Genomic DNA, 16400 nt, shown 5'->3' with positions numbered 1-16400 from the left:
ATGATCCCTTACGGACGGCAACAGATTTCCGATGCCGATATTCAGGCCGTCGTCGAGGTATTGAAATCCGATTATCTGACGCAGGGTCCTGCCGTACCCGCGTTCGAAAACGCCGTGGCCGCCTATTGCGGCGCCGGTCATGCCGTGGCGGTCAATAGCGCCACGTCCGCGCTGCATCTGGCTTGTCTGGCCTTGGGCGTGCGGGCCGGCGATTTCGTCTGGACCAGCCCCATCACTTTCGTGGCCAGCGCCAATTGCGCCTTGTATTGCGGCGCGGAAGTCGATTTTGTCGATATCGATCCCTCGACCTGCAATATCAGTGTGCAAGCCTTGGCGGAAAAATTACATCGTGCCGAGCAATCCGGCCGCCTGCCCAAGGTGGTGATTCCTGTGCATCTGTGCGGGTTGCCCTGCGACATGGCCGAGATTCATCGCTTGAGTAAACGCTACGGTTTTCGCATCCTGGAAGATGCTTCTCATGCCATAGGCGGTAAATATCGAGATCAGCCGATAGGCAACTGCCGTTACTCCGACATTAGCGTTTTCAGCTTTCATCCGGTCAAGATCATCACCACCGGCGAAGGCGGAATGGCGTTAACTAATGATTCCCTGCTGGCCAAGCGTATGACCTTGCTGCGCAGCCACGGTATTACCCGCGAAGCGGCGGAAATGACCCATGAGGCGGACGGCCCCTGGTATTACCAGCAAATCGAACTGGGCTTCAATTACCGCATGACCGATCTGCAAGCGGCATTGGGCTTAAGCCAGCTCAAGCGCCTGGATGCCTTTGTCGCCCGCCGCCACCGGCTGGCCGGGTTTTACCGGCAATACTTGGCCGGTTTGCCGGTGGTGCCGCAGAGCCAGCCGGACGATTGTTATTCGGCATTTCACCTATTCGTGATTCGCTTGCAAAATTCGGATTGTAAAATGCCGCATCGCGAGGTGTTTTGCCGTCTGCGCGACGCCGGGATAGGCGTCAATCTGCATTACATCCCGGTGCATTTGCAGCCGTACTATCGACAACGCGGCTTTAAACCGGGCGATTTCCCGCAAGCCGAACGCTATTACGCCGAAGCCCTTACCCTGCCGCTCTATCCGGATTTGTCCGAGGCGCAGCAATTGCATGTCATCGCAACATTGCGGGCTAGTGTGTAGCAAGGCGTGTCCCGCGCAACATGAGCCAAAAAGAAGAATCAGTGAAAATTGCCGTAATTCCCGCCCGCGGCGGCAGTAAGCGTATCCCGCGTAAAAACGTCAAGGATTTTTGCGGGAAACCCATGATCGCCTGGTCGATAGGCGCCGCGCAGACTTCCGGCTTATTCGATCACATTATCGTCTCCACCGACGACGCCGAAATTGCCGAGGCGGCCAAAACATGGGGCGCGGAAGTGCCTTTCATGCGGCCGCTGGAATTGTCCAACGATTATGTCGGCACCCGCGCGGTTACCAAACACGCTTTGGAATGGGCAATGGCGGCGTACGGCAATATCGCTTACGTCTGTACGATTTATGCCACGGCGCCGTTTATTAAAGCCACGGATTTGAGCGATGGCTTGGCTTTGATGGTTGAAAGCGGCAAGTCGCTGGCCTTCACGGTGACCGGTTTTTCTTACCCGATTCAACGCGCGCTACGCATAACGGAAACCCATGGCGTGGCCATGTTCCAGCCCGAGCACAGAATGACCCGCTCCCAGGACCTTGAACCCGCCTACCACGATGCCGGCCAGTTCTATTGGGCGAAAGCCGAGGCGATCATGCAAGGCATTCCGACGTTTTCCGAGGACGCCGCGCCATTGATTCTGCCGCATTTTCAGGTACAGGATATCGATACCGAAGACGACTGGCTGCGGGCCGAGTTGATGTTCAGAGCCTGGGGAAACTTGCCCGAAACCGGGAAGCGGGGCGGTTAATTGCATGATAATTTTTCGCTGTAACGCCAGCCCCGAGGTGGGCTTGGGGCATCTGGTCCGTTGCCGGGCGCTGGCCTACGCGCTGAAACGGCAAGGCGAGTCCTGCGTGATGGTCGGCCCGCCGAAATCTTATGCCACTGAAGAAGATGCGGAATTTATCGAGGACTGGATAGAGGCTGGGGAATGGGTCTCCGCCGAATGGGATGCCGCGCGTTTTACCGAGATAGTTAGGGATAAATCCGCCGGCTTCGCCGTTTTGGACGATTACCGCATTGATGCGGGCTATCAGAAATTCTTGAGCGCGAAAGGACTGCATTGGTTGCAGTTTGACGGCACCGCCCAAAAACCCTTATGGGCCGATTTGGTGGTTAACGCCAATCCGGCCGCGCGGGCCGATGACTATCGCGATGTGCTGCATAATCCCGGCGCTCAACTGTTGCTGGGGCCAAGGTACGCCGTCTTGCGCGCCGAATTCCCCCCAGTCGCTGCATTACGGCCGGCCGGCCGATCGATCGAACAGGTTTTGGTTGCGTTTGGCGGCGGTGATGATAGGGGTGGCATCGAATTTGCTTTGACATCCTTAATCGAAAATGTGCCGGCTAATTGGCGCTTCGTGGTGATTTCAGGCGGCCATAACCCGCGCAATCCGCAATTGTGCGATTGGGTGGAGACACATGGCCGGGGGCGGGTATCGTTGTCGGTCGATCCCGAAAACGTCGCGGCAATAATGGCGGGTTGCGATCTGGCGGTTATGGCGGGAGGCACCAGTATTTACGAAGCGGCCAGTTGCGGGTTGCCGATGGTTTTAATCGCCATTGCCGATAACCAGATTCGGCCGGCGCGGGCTTTTGCCGACGCCGGGGCGGCGGTTTTTTTGGGGGCATTGCATGAGGTCGGCGCCGGCGATTTGTTGCGCGCGGTATCGAATGTGGCCGCCACCGATAGGCTTAGGCGGGAAATGGTCGAGGCGGCGGGCGCTTGGGTTGACGGTAAAGGCGCGCAACGCCTGGCAAGCAAAATTATCGGTATGATTAGGAAGGAATAATTTTTGCGCGGCCGTTGCGATCAAGAAAACGGCGTGTTGCTTGATGCTTTTGGACGAATCGATTTTATTTAACTCGGCAAATTTTAATCATGACAAGTTTCAGCGTAACTGCATACGGCATTGAAAAAAATAAATACGGTTTTCATGAACTGGTCTCCAAGCCGTCCGAAACCGAGTTGAAGGATTATTACGCGAATAAGTATTATCAACAATCGATCCAGATGCACCAGCACGAATACAGTGCGGAAGATTTGCTTTGGAAGCGGAAAAAACTGGAGCAAAAAGCCTATCTCGCCGAGCAATATAGCGGTAATCCGGCAGGCAACGGGGTGAAGAGATTTCTGGATGTCGGCGCGGGCGAGGGGTTTGCGATGCGCTTTTTTGCCGAAGCCGGTTGGGAGGCCTCGGGCCTGGATTACAGCAGTTACGGATGCACCGTGCATAATCCGGAGATGTTGGAAAATTTGCTCATCGGCGATATTGGAGATTCTATCGATAGGCTGGTCGCGGAAGCGGCGAGTTTCGATTTAATCTTGCTGGACAATATTTTAGAACATGTGCTGGATCCGCTGGCCGTTTTGCAAAAAATCCGGCATCTATTGGCGGACAAGGGCGTGTTGATTATCGAGGTGCCCAACGATTTTTCCAGGTTGCAGCGGGAGTTGATGCATGCCGGCTGCATCGATAGGCCTTTCTGGGTGGTCAAGCCGGATCATATTTCCTATTTTAACGCCGAAGGGTTAACGGCGTTATGCGACGAGGCCGGTTATGCGCGGTTTAAGCTGATTTGCGACTATCCCATCGATTTGGCGCTTTTTAATGACAACACCAATTACGTTATGCATCCCGGAGCCGGCAAGCCGGTTCATAAAGCCAGAATGCGGGTTGAAAACCTCATTCACGATATCTCGATCGATAAGGCCGTTACATTGTATGAGGCGTTTGCCGATCTCGGGCTGGGCCGCAATTTGATCGGGTTGTTCCATAAAAAGTCGGATTTATAAACAGGCATATTCCATGAATGAAATCTTAAAGAAGATGGGGCTGCCTCAAGGCTCCGCCAAGCCGAGAAGCACCGGGTTGACCATGGTGTTGGATAAATCGTTGGGCATCCACGGCGCCATCGATTTGGTCGAGACCGCGGCAGGCTATATAGATACGATTAAATTGGGTTGGGGGACGTGCGCCTTATACCCCGGCGATGTGTTGAGCAAAAAAATTAAAATTTATCGGGACGCGGGCATCAATGTCTGCCCCGGCGGAACCTTTATCGAATCGATATTCGAGTTTGCCGATGTCGAGGCCATGTTCGATTTATTAAAAGATTTGGGTTTCAATACGATAGAGGTGTCTAACGGCATACACCCCGCCATGACGATAAGCGACAAACAGACGATTATCAAAAAGGCGGTTGCCAAAGGCTTTTACACGATCTCCGAAGTCGGGAAAAAATTGCCCGAAGAAGACCGAAAAATGACTTACCGGCACAGGGTCGAAGAAATTAAGCAGGATATTCAAAGCGGTGTCAGCAAGGTGATCATGGAAGCCAGGGAGTCCGGTACGGTGGGAATATTCAATGCGGATGGGCGGATTAATTCCGAGTTGGCCTACGAGTTGTTCCGCAATGTCGATCCGGATAGCGTTTTGTGGGAAGCACCCGCCAAGGAACAGCAAGTCTGGCTATTGCAGAATATCGGTTCCAACGTCAATATCGGCAACGTATCGCCGCTTGATGTGTTGAGCCTGGAGTCCATGCGGCGGGGCCTGAGAGCGGATACCTTCAGAGACTTTTGCAAGGATAGCCGCCGGGTGTTTCTGGAATTGGGGGTCGGCGGGGCGATCAGGGCGCAAAGACGCGGCGACGTGGTGGTGGTGGTGGACGCCTTGCGGGCCAGTACCACCATCGAGCAGTGCATCGCCAAGGGCGCCAAGGAGGTCATTCCGGTCACCAGTGCCACCGATTTGGTCGGCGAAGTCACCATAGGCGAGCGCGGCGGCTCCAAATTGCCCAATGCGGATTACGGCAATAGTCCGTTGTTAATCGGCGCGGATGCCGTCAAGGGCCGGTCGGTGGTCATATCCACCACCAACGGCACCGAGTGCATTATGAGCGCCACAGGTAAAGACAGCGTGGTTTTGGTGGGGGCGCTGACCAACTGTAGCGCGGTAGCCCAGGCGGCGATTGAGATTGCGGCCAAATTAGGGAAAAGCATCACATTGCTTGCCGCCGGTAGAAACAATCAGCCGGCGATTGAAGACAGGGCGGCGGTAACCGAAATCATGAAAAAAATCGGCAATGTGACGCCGCGCGGCGTTTTGGAGCCTTTCTATAGCGACGAGTTGGAAAAAGACTTTCTGGAAAGCGATAGCGGCCTCAATCTGGTGTCCTTGGGCTATATGGACGATGTGGTTTTTTGTTCGAAAATCGATATGTCCGATGCCGTGCCGATTTTCGACGGCAAGCGACTAATCAAATATAGCGCTGAAATGTTTCCATGAAACGAAAACTAATGATCATTGGCGCCGGCCGCGAGCAAGTACCTGCCATTATCAATGCCCGGAAATTGGGGTATGAAACGGTGGTTACGGATATTAATAAGCATGCGCCGGGTTTTGCCTACGCCGATTACGCCGAAGTAGTAAGTACGGCCGATTTCGACGGTAATTTAAAGGTTGCCAAGCAATACCAAATAGACGGCATTATGACGCTGGGTTCCGAGGTGGCCGTGCCCATTGTGGCCAAAATAGCTCGCATGTTGGGGCTGCCGGGGATGTCGGAAGACACGGCGTTGAAAGCCACCAATAAAAACGCCATGCGCGCGGCATTTAAAGCGTTTGCCGTGCCCAGCCCGGTCAGCGAGCCGGTAAACACCTTGGCGGAGGCTGAAAAATTCGCCAACCAATACGGCTATCCGCTGGTGATCAAGCCCAGCAATTCGTCCGGCCAGCGTGGCGTTGAAAAAGTAGTCGATTGGCCGTCGCTGTGCCAGTGCTTCGATGAGGCGATCAAATATTCAACGGACGGTCACGCCATCGTCGAAACGTTTTATGCGGGGCCGGAAATCAATGTCACTGCCGCTGTCGTGACGGGGCAGGTCACGATTTTGTCTTTATCGAACCGGATTACGGCGGCTTCGCCGCACTTCGGTATCGCGGTAGAGCATGTGTTCCCGCCCGACATATCGGCCGAGCAAGCCGGTGCGGTCGAGGCCGCGTCGGTTTTGGCGATTCGGGCGATCGGCCTGGAAAACGGCATTGCCTATCCCCAGGTGGTGGTCGGCGAGGATGGCCCGCAAGTCATCGAAATTGCCGCCAGAATTCCGGGCGGTTTTATGCGGGAAGTGGGCTTGTATCGGTCTGGCATCGATATGATAGATGTGGCGATTCAGCTTGCCATGGGCTGCGCGTTTTCGCTGGCCGACCATGCCGCGATAGAGCCGGTCCCTGCTTTATCGGTGCGATTTATGACCGAGCTGGATTATCCTGTCACGGACAGGCCGGTCGTTGAGATCGAGGGCATAGATGACGCAAAAAGCGCGAACGGAATATTGTCCGTGGACATCCATGCCGAGGCCGGGCGGATGCTGCCTTCCCTGCATAGTTCCGCGGCCCGATTCGGCGCGATAATCGCCAAGGGCAAGGATAGGGACGAGGCGCGTAATAATAGCCGTCTTGCCATGTCGAAAATAAACATTGGCTTTGTTGACGCTTAAGCGGGTCAAAACACGTTTTTAATACACTCTTCCGGACCGTGAATGCAAATTTCCAATCAACGCATAGGTAAAGATCAGCCGCCGTTCATGATTGCCGAAATGTCCGGCAATCACAACCAATCGCTCGAGCGGGCATTGGCCATCGTCGATGCGGCGGCCAATGCCGGCGCGCATGCGATTAAGCTGCAGACCTATACGGCCGATACCATGACGCTGGATGTAACGGAGGGGGAATTCGTGATCGGCGATGCAAACTCTCTGTGGAAGGGGCAAGCGTTGCATGCGCTGTATCAACAAGCTTATACCCCTTGGGAGTGGCACGCGCCCATCATGGCCCGGGCCAGGGAACGCGGTCTGCACTGCTTTAGTTCGCCTTTCGATGAAACGGCGGTGGATTTTCTGGAGACGTTAAATGTACCTTGCTACAAGATTGCCTCTTTCGAATGCGTCGATTTGCCGTTAATTCGCAAGGCGGCCGGCACCGGAAAGCCGCTGTTAATCTCGACCGGCATGGCCTCAATCGCCGAAATTGCCGATGCTGTCGATACAGCCCGCGCGGCGGGGTGCAAAGATCTGGTTTTGTTCAAATGCACCAGCACGTATCCGGCTTCCCCGGAAAATACCAATTTGCGCACCATTGCCCATATGCGGGAATTGTTCGGCTGCGAAGTCGGCCTGTCCGACCATACCCTGGGAATCGGCGCGGCGGTGGCGGCGGTGGCTTTTGGCGCCAGCGTGATCGAAAAACATTTCACGCTTGACCGGGCCGAGGGAGGCGTTGATGCGGCTTTTTCGCTGGAGCCGAATGAATTTGCCGGTTTGGTTGCAGAAACCGAGCGCGCCTGGCAGGCTTTGGGCTGCATCAAATACGGGCCTACGGCGGCGGAAGAAAAGGCCAGATTACGTCGGCGATCGCTTTATATTGCCGAAGACTTGGCTGCGGGAGATGTGCTTACGCCTTTAAATTTGCGGCGTATCCGTCCCGGACATGGGCTGGCGCCAAAGTTTTATGAATTGCTTTTGGGGCGTAAGGTGGCTAAAACTGTGAAGAAGGGCACACCTTTAACATGGGACCTTTTCGAATAATGTTGTCCGTAAAGCAATCCGAAAGCCGCGATGCCCGCTAAAGGCCGTGGGTCGTTATTTTTTAATCGCTTGTTTTCAATGATTTTTTTGTTTTCGGTTTGGGCTGGGTTTTAGGCGGCCAGGAGGGATTAAAAAAATTTTAAAGTATTCCCTGCCGCAGACGATAAATAGGTTGAGTTAAAAAACTTCTTTTAATCAATCAAGAAATGCACTGTTTCGAATGTTGTAAGTCTGAAACAGCGTGGAGGGTGACATCATGGCAATGGTAATCAATACAAATGTTGCATCGTTGAATAGCCAACGTATGCTAGATAGAACGAATATGTCGTTAAAAACCTCGATGGAGAGATTGTCTTCGGGCTTGCGGGTAAACTCTGCAAAAGACGATGCCGCGGGTTTGGCGATTGCGGACAGAATGACTTCTCAAATCCGCGGTATGACAGTGGCTATGCGTAATGCAAACGACGGTATTTCCATGGCGCAAACCGCGGAAAGCGCGATGGGTTCGATTACCGAGACCCTGCAACGGATGCGCGATCTGGGCGTGCAAGCGGCCAACAGAGGCGCGGTGTCGGATTCCGACCGGCAAAAGCTGCAAACCGAATTTAAACAGCTCGGCGATGAGATCAACAGGATCATAGAGAACACCGAATTCAACGGTAAAAAGATCCTGAACGGCAGTTTGGTCGGCGCGATATTTCAAGTGGGTGCGGGGACTTCCACCAATAACCAAATTTCGATTACCGTTTCCGATTTACAAGGCGTTTCCGGTATTAGCGCCGTCGCGGGGGGCGGGGTATCCATAGGTAGCGCTGCTACTTCGGATGGCGTATTGTCCGCTATCAATACTATTGATACGGCGATTTCTAAAATCGACGATTTTCGTGCTACATTGGGTGCCGTGCAAAATCGGTTTACAACCACAATCGGTAATTTACAATCCTCTATCGAAAACCAAAGCGCTGCTCGTTCAAGAATATTGGATGCCGATTTTGCCGTTGAAACCTCCAATTTGAGCCGGTCGCAAATATTGCAGCAAGCGGGTACGGCGATGTTGGCGCAGGCAAACCAATCGACGCAATCCGTGCTTAGTTTGCTTAGATAGTCAAGATAGGAAGGTCACGCGTATCGTGATCTTCCGTTTTTATATGATCAGTATAAGGTGAGCGTCATGAGTAGCGAGATTTCAAATGTGTTGAAGCTATCTCCCGTGACTGTTGTGAATTCAAACAGCAAGCAAGAGTTGCAGCCCGCTAATTCGCCCGGAGTAACCCAAAAACCTCAGCCGCAAGAGCCGGCGGCGGCTGCAGCCGATCCGCAGTCTTCCGCCGAGGCGCAGAGCGAAAAGAGTAAGGCGGATATTACGTTGGGTGCTGTAAAACAGGCAGTTGATAAAGGTAATAGTTTATTTCAGGAAGCGAAGCGTAATCTACAGTTTGAAGTGGATGATGCTACGAAAGAAGTGGTGGTTAAAATTGTCGATAGCGAAAGCGGTGAGGTAGTCCGGCAAATACCCGCGGAAGAAACGCTGGACTTTATACGGCGCATGCAGGAACTGGACGGGCAGCAAGGGTCCATGCTCCAGGACCGTGCTTAACTTCGTTTCGTTCCGAAAAGGTAAGGGGGCAAAATGATAGTATCTTCAACTGGGATAGGTTCCGGTATAGATATTCAGAGTCTTGCCACTCAGTTGGCGAGTGCCGAAGCTCAGCCGGCTTTAAATTCCATCAGCCGTAAAACCAGTGCCGCTAACGCCTTGCTCAGCGGTCTGGGTACCTTGAAGAGTGCGTTGTCCGATTTTAGTAACATTGTGGCTAAACTTAAGGATGGCAATCTTTTTAAAACCTTCAAAACAAGCTCTTCCGATGAGACGGTTTTAAAAGCGACGGCCGCCAGTGGGGCCGTTGCGGGGTCATATGCGGTTGAAGTCGTGCAACTGGCCAAGGCGCAAAAGTCGATTGCGGTGTCGGAATTTAGCAACTCTTCCGCGTTAGTCGGTAGCGGAACATTGACGTTTGACACGCCGTCCGGGTCGTCCTTTAGCGTGACGGCCGACAATACAACCACGCTTGAGGGTTTGCGGGATGCTATTAATCAAGCTTCCGGAAATAGTTTTGTCACGGCCAGTATCGTTAATGTCGACCATGTTTCCACGGGGCCGAGCGATCCCGATAACGGCAAAACCGTTTCAAAGTTGGTATTCACGGCCAAAGATGTAGGTACTAATAACGGCTTTACCGTCACGGGCAGCGATGACGATGGCAATGATGCCGATTTGTCGGGTATGTCCGGTTTCTTTTCTGGAAACCTCCAATCCTTAAGCGACCCTTTAGACGCCATAATAAAAGTCGACCAACAAACTGCTACGCGTAGCAGCAATATCATTTCCGATGTCTTACCCGGCGTAACCCTCGATCTGCAAGGTTCGAATGCCGGCGAGACAGTAGATGTGCAAATCAGTCTTGACGAGGAAGCCGTCAAAACAACCGTGCAAGAATTTGTGGACGGGTACAATAAATTAAGGACTACCACTAAAAACCTTGGAAAATTCGGCGGATCGACCGATGGCAGCGGAACAGGCAATGGCGCGCTGCTTGGCGATTCTACCTTGCGTTTGATTACCGGGCAGATTCGGCAAACCGCAACCGCTACCGTTTCTTCCGCGTCGGGTAGTTACAACTCCTTGGCGATGATAGGCATCAGCATCGATAAGGATGGGGTGATGTCGTTGGACAGCGCCACGCTGACTGAAGCCCTGGATGCCGATATACGATCGGTCAGCGATGTGTTTTCGTCCGAGGATGGTATTTCAACCCGTATGGATAGCCGGTTGGATTTCTTTTTACAGTCCGGCGGTTCTCTGGATACTCGCCAGAATTCGTTGAAAAAACAGATATCGGCTTTGAGTGACCGAAAGCTGGATGTTGAAGAACGGCAAGCGAATTTTCAGGCGATATTACTGAAACAATTCACTGCAATGGATGTGACAGTGGGAACGTTAAATACCACCAGCACTTTTTTAAGTAACTGGATTAGTAATTTGTAAATTAAGAGGAACCTCTTATGTATTCTGCCGCTTATAAAAACCGGGCTCAACATTACACCGAGGTGCATAATGTTGGCGGGATGGGCGAGGACTCGCCGCATCGGCTTATTCAAATGCTGATGGAAGGGTTTCTTGCCAGAGTCAATTCGGCAAAAGGCGCCATGGCGCATGGCGATCTGGAAGGCAAGAGCGTTTTTATTTCCAGGGCCATTGGTATTATTGGCGGATTGAACGAGGCCTTGGATTTGGAGCAAGGCGGCGATTTGGCCGTCAATCTACATCAATTATACGGTTATATTAATGCCCAGTTGCTGCAGGCCAGTTATGAGAATAGCGAAGCCAAGCTGGATGAGGTCGCGGCACTCATGCGGGATATCAAGGAAGCCTGGGATGCTATCGCCTGAACATTCAAGCGAGGTCGATCCGGATTGGATTGGATTGCAGAATGCCATAGTGGAGACCTATGCTGAAAAAATAGAATCGTGTATAAAGCATTCCGCCTGGAAAATGCTGGCGGTTGTTATGGAGGCCAGGCATGCCTATCTGGTCCGGTTATTTTCTCCGGCAGTTTCGGAACAATACAGGACGTTTCTTAAACAACTGGCCGAATCGATTTTGCAGCAGGATGTGCATATTCAGGCGCGCGTCGAAGAGCAGAAAAATATTATTGCCCAACAGCAATTGTCTCTTGATAGAGGGCGTCGGGCGGTGCGAACCTACGCGTCAAATAATTAAGCGCATTTAGTAAAGTCCGATTCAAAAATGGCGATCAAAATCTGAAGATATTCGATTTTTGCCTAGCCGCCAGCGCCATGAAACTTTCGTTGAAAACTCTCCATAAAGTTGGCTAATTCTTCAACGGCTTTTATAGTGACGGCGTTGTAGATCGAGGCGCGCAGGCCGCCAATGGCTCTATGGCCGGCCAGTCCGGAAAATCCCGCCGACTGCGCAGCATCTATAAAGCGCCTTTCAAGTTCGGTTGTAGGAAGATTGAATACAACATTCATTAGAGAGCGGTCGGCGGTGTTCGCGCGGCCTTGGTAAAAGCCGCCGCTTTCGTCTATCTGGCCGTAAAGCAGTTCCGCTTTTCGCCGGTTGATTTGCTCCATGCGTTTCAAGCCGCCAATGTCGTTCATTAGCCAGCGTGTAACCAGCAATACGGCATAGATTGCAAAAACGGGCGGTGTGTTAAAGTTCGAGTGGGCTTTAGCTTGAATCTTGTAGTCGAGAAAACTTGGAAGGTTTGCAGGCGGCGTATGCTCGATCAGATCGTCGCGCACAACGATGACGGTTATGCCCGATGGGCCGATATTTTTCTGAGCGTGCGCATAAATAAGAGAAAAACGCTCGAAATCGTAGGGTTTCGAAAGGAAGTCAGAAGACATGTCGCATATCCTGGGGACATCGTCGCGCCCAAGCACCCGCTGAAATTGCAGCCCTTCCACAGTTTCGTTGGAAATGTAATGCATGTACGGCGCGTCCGGGGAAAAACGGAGTTCGTCGTCGGTAGGTAAGCGTTTAAAATTCGTTTCGACGCCGCTCCAAATAATCCGGACCGGACCTTCAAGTTTGGCTTCCGGAATGGCCTTGCTGCTCCAATATCCCGTTTGTATGTACTCGGCCGCCGCCGATTTCCCTCGCAAGAGCGTCATCGGTACCATGGAAAATTGTTGCGTCGCTCCCCCTTGCAGGAAAAGGACATGGTAATTATCGCTCAAGTCAAGCAGTGTTCGAATGTTGCCTTCAAGTTCGGATATGACCTCCGCAAACCACTCGGAACGATGGCTAATCCCCAGGATCGAAATGCCCAGGCCAGGCACTTTCATGATTTCTTCGCTTAGCTGTAACAGTACATTTTCAGGCAGGGCGCCTGGCCCGCCGGAAAAATTCAGACTATTTTGTAAATTCATTGCGCAGGGTTTGATTCCATTATGGCTTTAAATTAAGCGATTTCTCTGGCAGCGAGGCGGAGTAAATAATCTCGAAATGCCGACGACACCTTTTCCATATGAAAGCGTTTATGGGGGAAAAGCTCTTCATTATCCATGGCATGCACGATCATGGCGTGGTCGATTTCGAAAATCAGCAGCTCGCCGGCGGCTGTTTCCGCGCAATCGATACAGAGATAATCCAGCCCGGTGCGCCGATGAACTTCATTTAAGGCTGTCGCGTGGCGCCGAACGAAGTTATCGAAGTTTTCCATAAACAACCGTTCTTCGTTGCGCTTGGCGGCATCTTCGTACATGCCCGCATTCACGTAGTGAATCATCCAGTGCGACGAAATGGCCATATGGCAAGCAAAGGGGGTTCCGTCGATAATCGCGATTCTGAATTTCCTGAATTGGCCGTCTTGGCCGCTGTAGTCGATAAATTTTGACAAGAAGAAGGTTGCATCTTCAACTCGGGAAAGATATTCCGCAATTTCAGCTGTATTTTCGATTTTGACAAGATCGCGCCCGGCGTGAGAATCGAGAGGCCGCAGGATTATGGGAAAATCATGGTTTGCGATCAATTCGGAAAGAGGTAGCTCAGCATTTGCAACCGATTTGAGGTCGGCGCGGGATATTCTAAATGTCGTGGGGATGAAAAGGCCGGGAATATTTTGCAGAAGTCGGCTGGCGTTATCGCGTCTGGTGCTTGGGATGCATAGCGGTGCATTGATGACAGGCTGCGGCCAGTCTTTTAGTTTTTGGGCTAACGTCTCGATCAGAAGATCGTTTTCTTCCAGTTCGCTAAAGGCAACCATCAGTACATCATGCTCGGGAATCGGTTCGGCCAAAGGATCGCCGGATGAGAGGTAATAATAAGTCAAATCTATATCGGTGTTTTCCAATAAGCAGTCGAGCGGCGTATTAGCGGCCAGATCGCCGGGCGCCATCAGCATCAACAGGCTCAACTTGGCCGGCTGAGAGGATGTGGCAAGATGGTATATCCTGCTCATTTCCAGCGCCTGAGACTGAATTGACAGGCCGATATCGCGCTGTTCGATACATAACATGGCCGTGGCAAGGTTCATCCACAAATTCGAGTTTTCAGGGTTATCGGCGGCTTTAGCGAGCAAGTCCATGCAGGTAGACCTTAAGTCGTCCCCGTTAATGCTCATCCGTAAAAAAGGCGCAAGCCCTATGAATTTGTTGTCGAATTGAACCATAAAAAGGATGCCGGGGGCCTGGATGTTTTAGCTGTTTTATTGCGGTATCGGCTGTCGAGAGCTCGGTTTTCCCTGCAATTGGTTGGGGCTGAAAATTAAGGGCGGTAAATGACGTAACTTCAGTTCAGCCGATAGTATAGTCAAAACGATCCATCGTGGCTCGGTTAATTCTATTCAAAGAGATAAGCCGATTGCGGCGGGGCCAATCACGCCTTTATATCAATTTTCAATCAATCGGCGAAAACGGCCTTGCATAGATCATTATCGGTGGCACACTCCATACCGCTACATCTGGCGGATTCGGCGCCGCACGCCTAACGGTATGGATCGCTCTAAATGTTTTAAGAGCTGATGTTCACCGGATTTTCCGGCGTTTCACCAATTGGGCGAGGTCTGCCGGAGGGACAGGTTGCGTTTTTTGAGTGAAGTTGATAGTGCCGTCACACTAATGTTGCATGAGGGTCGCAAAAAGCCGAGGCAGTGCAAGGTTTTCCGGCGAATCTTGGTATAGCATGCCCGCACTGGTCATTGAGCGGCAATCACACCAATATAAATGTCTATACTACTTTTGTGGCTCCGAATAAAAGCTTAAAACAAGCAAAGGCATTTAATATATGACTCTTTATGACATCCTCGTTTTAGTTTTAACCGGTTTGATCTGCGGTGGTTTTGGCTTTTGGCTGGGTGGAAAAGCCAGTCCAGCTCCCGTTCAAACCCCAATCAATAGCGAACCAACGATTGATGCGAATGCCGTTAAACAGTATGTCAAAAGTATCGATGATTTCTCGCGCTTAATTACGCCGGCATGGGCCGCGCATATCGAGAACTCCCGGCAGGAAATGGAGCGGGCGATTGGCGAGCTGGCCCAGCGTTTTGCCGGTATAACCGTCAGCTTAAATGCCACCTTAAACGCCTCCGGTTCTCCGCTCGGTAATGCTAACGGCGAAATTTTCCTTACCAGTAATCAGCGCTTGCGACAGGTTGTCGGTTCGCTTGAAGCGTCATTGCAAGAAAATTTAATCGTTTTGGAACGGATCCGTTCGCTGACGGGATTTGTCGACGAATTAAAAACCATGGCCAGGGAAGTGGCGCGCATTGCCGATCAAACTAATCTAATTGCATTAAACGCGGCTATTGAGGCTGCCCGGGCGGGCGATGCAGGGCGCGGGTTTGCCGTGGTTGCCGACGAGGTTCGAAAATTATCCAAATTGTCGGGTGAAACCGGAAAATTGATTGGTTCAAAAGTGGAACAGATCAACTTGGCCATGCATTCCACTTTAGTTGCCGTCGAGAAAAGTACGGAAGCTGAAACGTTGGCCGTTTCCTCATCGAACCACAATATTCAAACCGTATTGGAAAATTTGCAGTCGGTTTTCGACGGTCTGCAGCATTATTCCAGCGACTTGAGCCGTTCCGCTCAGGCCATTAAGCATCAAATCGACGAATCCCTGGTGCATTTTCAATTTCAAGACCGCATCGGCCAAGTGCTCATGCATGTCGGCGAGAGCATCGATAAGTTTCCCCATCACATAAGTTCGATCCATGCCGAGGGGGTTGAGGCGCTGCAACCGTTGGATAACGCTGCCATGCTTGAAGCGCTTAAAAGTACCTACACCATGGAAACAGAACACCTCGCGCATGGCGAATCTCCATCTTCTTCACAATCAGACGAAATTACTTTTTTCTAGGAACCGCAAACATGGCAAAAACCATTCTAATTGTTGACGACTCGGCTTCAGTTCGCCAAGTTGTCAAAATCGCATTGACTGGTGCCGGTTACGACGTCATCGAAGGCGTCGACGGCAAAGACGCTCTTAGTAAGCTTACGGGGCAAAAAGTCCATTTGATTATTTCCGATGTGAATATGCCTAATATGGATGGGATTACCTTTGTCAAGGAAGTCAAACAGTTGGCCGCCTACAAATTCACGCCGGTGATTATGCTCACCACCGAATCGCAGGAAGGCAAAAAACAGGAAGGGCAGGCCGCCGGGGCAAAGGCTTGGGTGGTAAAACCGTTCCAACCCGCACAGATGCTGGCAGCAGTTTCTAAGTTGATTTTGCCTTGATTCTTCAAGTGCGAACTTTAATGTTACCCGCACTGAAAAATCTCATATGAGATTTGCGGTAAGCCAGCTTACAGGAATAGTCAGCCATGCAAACTTTAACGATTGAAGACGAGTTGACGATTTTTACTGCCGCCGACCAGAAACCGCGCTTACTTGCCTTTTTGAACTCTGCCGATGATTTGGAAATAAATCTTGCCAAAGTTGATGAAATGGATACGGCCGGGTTGCAATTGTTGATTTTGATGAAACGCGAAGCCGCCCAGACCGGCAAAAAACTAAGGTTTGTGATGCATAGCAAAGTGGTATTGGACATCCTGGAGTTGGCGAATTTGACCTCCGTCTTCGGCGATCAGGTGATATTGGCTCATAACGAGGAGTAGC

17 protein-coding genes are annotated in these 16400 nt (G+C 51.7%); 15 read left to right on the top strand and 2 right to left on the bottom strand.

Annotated features, from left to right (window positions below):
• The 12 genes from pseC to NP596_RS00515 all read left to right on the top strand — a co-directional run bounded on the left by pseC (position 1) and on the right by NP596_RS00515 (position 11535).
• Positions 1–1155, top strand: a complete 1155-nt coding sequence (gene pseC / locus NP596_RS00570; RefSeq protein ID WP_256613250.1) for a UDP-4-amino-4,6-dideoxy-N-acetyl-beta-L-altrosamine transaminase — start codon at positions 1–3, stop codon at positions 1153–1155.
• 41 nt (positions 1156–1196) lie between these two features.
• Positions 1197–1910 (top strand): pseudaminic acid cytidylyltransferase, encoded by a 714-nt coding sequence (gene pseF, locus NP596_RS00565; protein ID WP_256613249.1) that lies wholly within the window; start codon positions 1197–1199, stop codon positions 1908–1910.
• A gap of 4 nt (positions 1911–1914) precedes the next feature.
• Positions 1915–2955 carry a UDP-2,4-diacetamido-2,4,6-trideoxy-beta-L-altropyranose hydrolase gene (gene pseG / locus NP596_RS00560; protein ID WP_256613248.1) on the top strand — a complete coding sequence of 347 codons (1041 nt, stop codon included), beginning with the start codon at positions 1915–1917 and terminating at the stop codon, positions 2953–2955.
• Between the two features lie 89 nt (positions 2956–3044).
• The gene (locus NP596_RS00555) at positions 3045–3959 is read left to right on the top strand and encodes a class I SAM-dependent methyltransferase (RefSeq protein WP_256613247.1); all 915 of its coding nucleotides are present in this window, start codon (positions 3045–3047) and stop codon (positions 3957–3959) included.
• Between the two features lie 13 nt (positions 3960–3972).
• Entirely contained in the window at positions 3973–5454 is a 1482-nt protein-coding gene (locus NP596_RS00550) for a phosphosulfolactate synthase (RefSeq protein WP_256613246.1), read from the top strand.
• Positions 5451–6668, top strand: a complete 1218-nt coding sequence (locus tag NP596_RS00545) for an ATP-grasp domain-containing protein (RefSeq protein ID WP_256613245.1) — start codon at positions 5451–5453, stop codon at positions 6666–6668. Before NP596_RS00550 ends, NP596_RS00545 begins: the two co-directional genes overlap by 4 nt.
• Positions 6669–6710: 42 nt before the next feature.
• Positions 6711–7754 carry a pseudaminic acid synthase gene (pseI, locus tag NP596_RS00540; protein WP_256613244.1) on the top strand — a complete coding sequence of 348 codons (1044 nt, stop codon included), beginning with the start codon at positions 6711–6713 and terminating at the stop codon, positions 7752–7754.
• A gap of 256 nt (positions 7755–8010) precedes the next feature.
• On the top strand, positions 8011–8859 hold the full coding sequence (locus NP596_RS00535) for a flagellin N-terminal helical domain-containing protein (protein WP_256613243.1): 849 nt from the start codon (positions 8011–8013) through the stop codon (positions 8857–8859).
• 66 nt (positions 8860–8925) lie between these two features.
• Positions 8926–9351, top strand: coding sequence for a flagellar protein FlaG (locus NP596_RS00530; protein WP_256613242.1), 426 nt, complete (start codon positions 8926–8928; stop codon positions 9349–9351).
• Between the two features lie 33 nt (positions 9352–9384).
• Entirely contained in the window at positions 9385–10800 is a 1416-nt protein-coding gene (gene fliD, locus NP596_RS00525) for a flagellar filament capping protein FliD (protein ID WP_256613241.1), read from the top strand.
• Positions 10801–10817: 17 nt separating this feature from the next.
• Complete coding sequence (gene fliS, locus NP596_RS00520) at positions 10818–11204, top strand: flagellar export chaperone FliS (protein WP_256613240.1); 387 nt, start codon at positions 10818–10820, stop codon at positions 11202–11204.
• Positions 11191–11535 (top strand): hypothetical protein, encoded by a 345-nt coding sequence (locus tag NP596_RS00515; RefSeq protein WP_256613239.1) that lies wholly within the window; start codon positions 11191–11193, stop codon positions 11533–11535. The genes fliS and NP596_RS00515 overlap by 14 nt, the downstream gene beginning before the upstream one ends.
• Positions 11536–11597: 62 nt before the next feature.
• Here the strand turns inward: NP596_RS00515 and NP596_RS00510 are convergent, their stop codons facing one another.
• Together NP596_RS00510 and NP596_RS00505 are read right to left on the bottom strand one after the other, a co-directional pair.
• Positions 11598–12710: a phosphoserine transaminase gene (locus NP596_RS00510; protein ID WP_256613238.1), complete on the bottom strand. Its 1113-nt coding sequence runs from the start codon at positions 12708–12710 to the stop codon at positions 11598–11600.
• 32 nt (positions 12711–12742) lie between these two features.
• Positions 12743–13867, bottom strand: a complete 1125-nt coding sequence (locus tag NP596_RS00505) for an ATP-grasp domain-containing protein (RefSeq protein ID WP_256613237.1) — start codon at positions 13865–13867, stop codon at positions 12743–12745.
• Positions 13868–14565: 698 nt separating this feature from the next.
• Here NP596_RS00505 and NP596_RS00500 point away from each other — a divergent pair.
• From NP596_RS00500 to NP596_RS00490, 3 genes are all read left to right on the top strand, one after another.
• Positions 14566–15639: a methyl-accepting chemotaxis protein gene (locus NP596_RS00500; RefSeq protein ID WP_256613236.1), complete on the top strand. Its 1074-nt coding sequence runs from the start codon at positions 14566–14568 to the stop codon at positions 15637–15639.
• Between the two features lie 11 nt (positions 15640–15650).
• Positions 15651–16019, top strand: coding sequence for a response regulator (locus NP596_RS00495; protein WP_013820550.1), 369 nt, complete (start codon positions 15651–15653; stop codon positions 16017–16019).
• Positions 16020–16105: 86 nt separating this feature from the next.
• Positions 16106–16399 carry an STAS domain-containing protein gene (locus NP596_RS00490; RefSeq protein ID WP_256613235.1) on the top strand — a complete coding sequence of 98 codons (294 nt, stop codon included), beginning with the start codon at positions 16106–16108 and terminating at the stop codon, positions 16397–16399.
• Position 16400 lies beyond the last annotated feature (1 nt).

The sequence above is a fragment of the Methylomonas rivi genome (assembly GCF_024505165.1).
Lineage (GTDB): Bacteria > Pseudomonadota > Gammaproteobacteria > Methylococcales > Methylomonadaceae > Methylomonas > Methylomonas rivi.
This window is presented reverse-complemented; position numbering and strand designations above follow the sequence as displayed.

Excerpts from the sequence above, each read along its gene's own strand:
- NP596_RS00530 (WP_256613242.1), top strand. The coding sequence starts at position 8,926 with ATGAGTAGCGAGATTTCAAATGTGTTGAAGCTATCTCCCGTGACTGTT.
- NP596_RS00490 (WP_256613235.1), top strand. The coding sequence starts at position 16,106 with ATGCAAACTTTAACGATTGAAGACGAGTTGACGATTTTTACTGCCGCC.
- pseI (WP_256613244.1), top strand. The coding sequence starts at position 6,711 with ATGCAAATTTCCAATCAACGCATAGGTAAAGATCAGCCGCCGTTCATG.
- pseC (WP_256613250.1), top strand. The coding sequence starts at position 1 with ATGATCCCTTACGGACGGCAACAGATTTCCGATGCCGATATTCAGGCC.
- fliS (WP_256613240.1), top strand. The coding sequence starts at position 10,818 with ATGTATTCTGCCGCTTATAAAAACCGGGCTCAACATTACACCGAGGTG.
- NP596_RS00515 (WP_256613239.1), top strand. The coding sequence starts at position 11,191 with ATGCTATCGCCTGAACATTCAAGCGAGGTCGATCCGGATTGGATTGGA.
- NP596_RS00535 (WP_256613243.1), top strand. The coding sequence starts at position 8,011 with ATGGCAATGGTAATCAATACAAATGTTGCATCGTTGAATAGCCAACGT.
- NP596_RS00495 (WP_013820550.1), top strand. The coding sequence starts at position 15,651 with ATGGCAAAAACCATTCTAATTGTTGACGACTCGGCTTCAGTTCGCCAA.
- NP596_RS00510 (WP_256613238.1), bottom strand. The coding sequence starts at position 12,710 with ATGAATTTACAAAATAGTCTGAATTTTTCCGGCGGGCCAGGCGCCCTG.
- NP596_RS00545 (WP_256613245.1), top strand. The coding sequence starts at position 5,451 with ATGAAACGAAAACTAATGATCATTGGCGCCGGCCGCGAGCAAGTACCT.
- fliD (WP_256613241.1), top strand. The coding sequence starts at position 9,385 with ATGATAGTATCTTCAACTGGGATAGGTTCCGGTATAGATATTCAGAGT.
- NP596_RS00550 (WP_256613246.1), top strand. The coding sequence starts at position 3,973 with ATGAATGAAATCTTAAAGAAGATGGGGCTGCCTCAAGGCTCCGCCAAG.
- NP596_RS00505 (WP_256613237.1), bottom strand. The coding sequence starts at position 13,867 with ATGGACTTGCTCGCTAAAGCCGCCGATAACCCTGAAAACTCGAATTTG.
- NP596_RS00555 (WP_256613247.1), top strand. The coding sequence starts at position 3,045 with ATGACAAGTTTCAGCGTAACTGCATACGGCATTGAAAAAAATAAATAC.
- pseG (WP_256613248.1), top strand. The coding sequence starts at position 1,915 with ATGATAATTTTTCGCTGTAACGCCAGCCCCGAGGTGGGCTTGGGGCAT.
- NP596_RS00500 (WP_256613236.1), top strand. The coding sequence starts at position 14,566 with ATGACTCTTTATGACATCCTCGTTTTAGTTTTAACCGGTTTGATCTGC.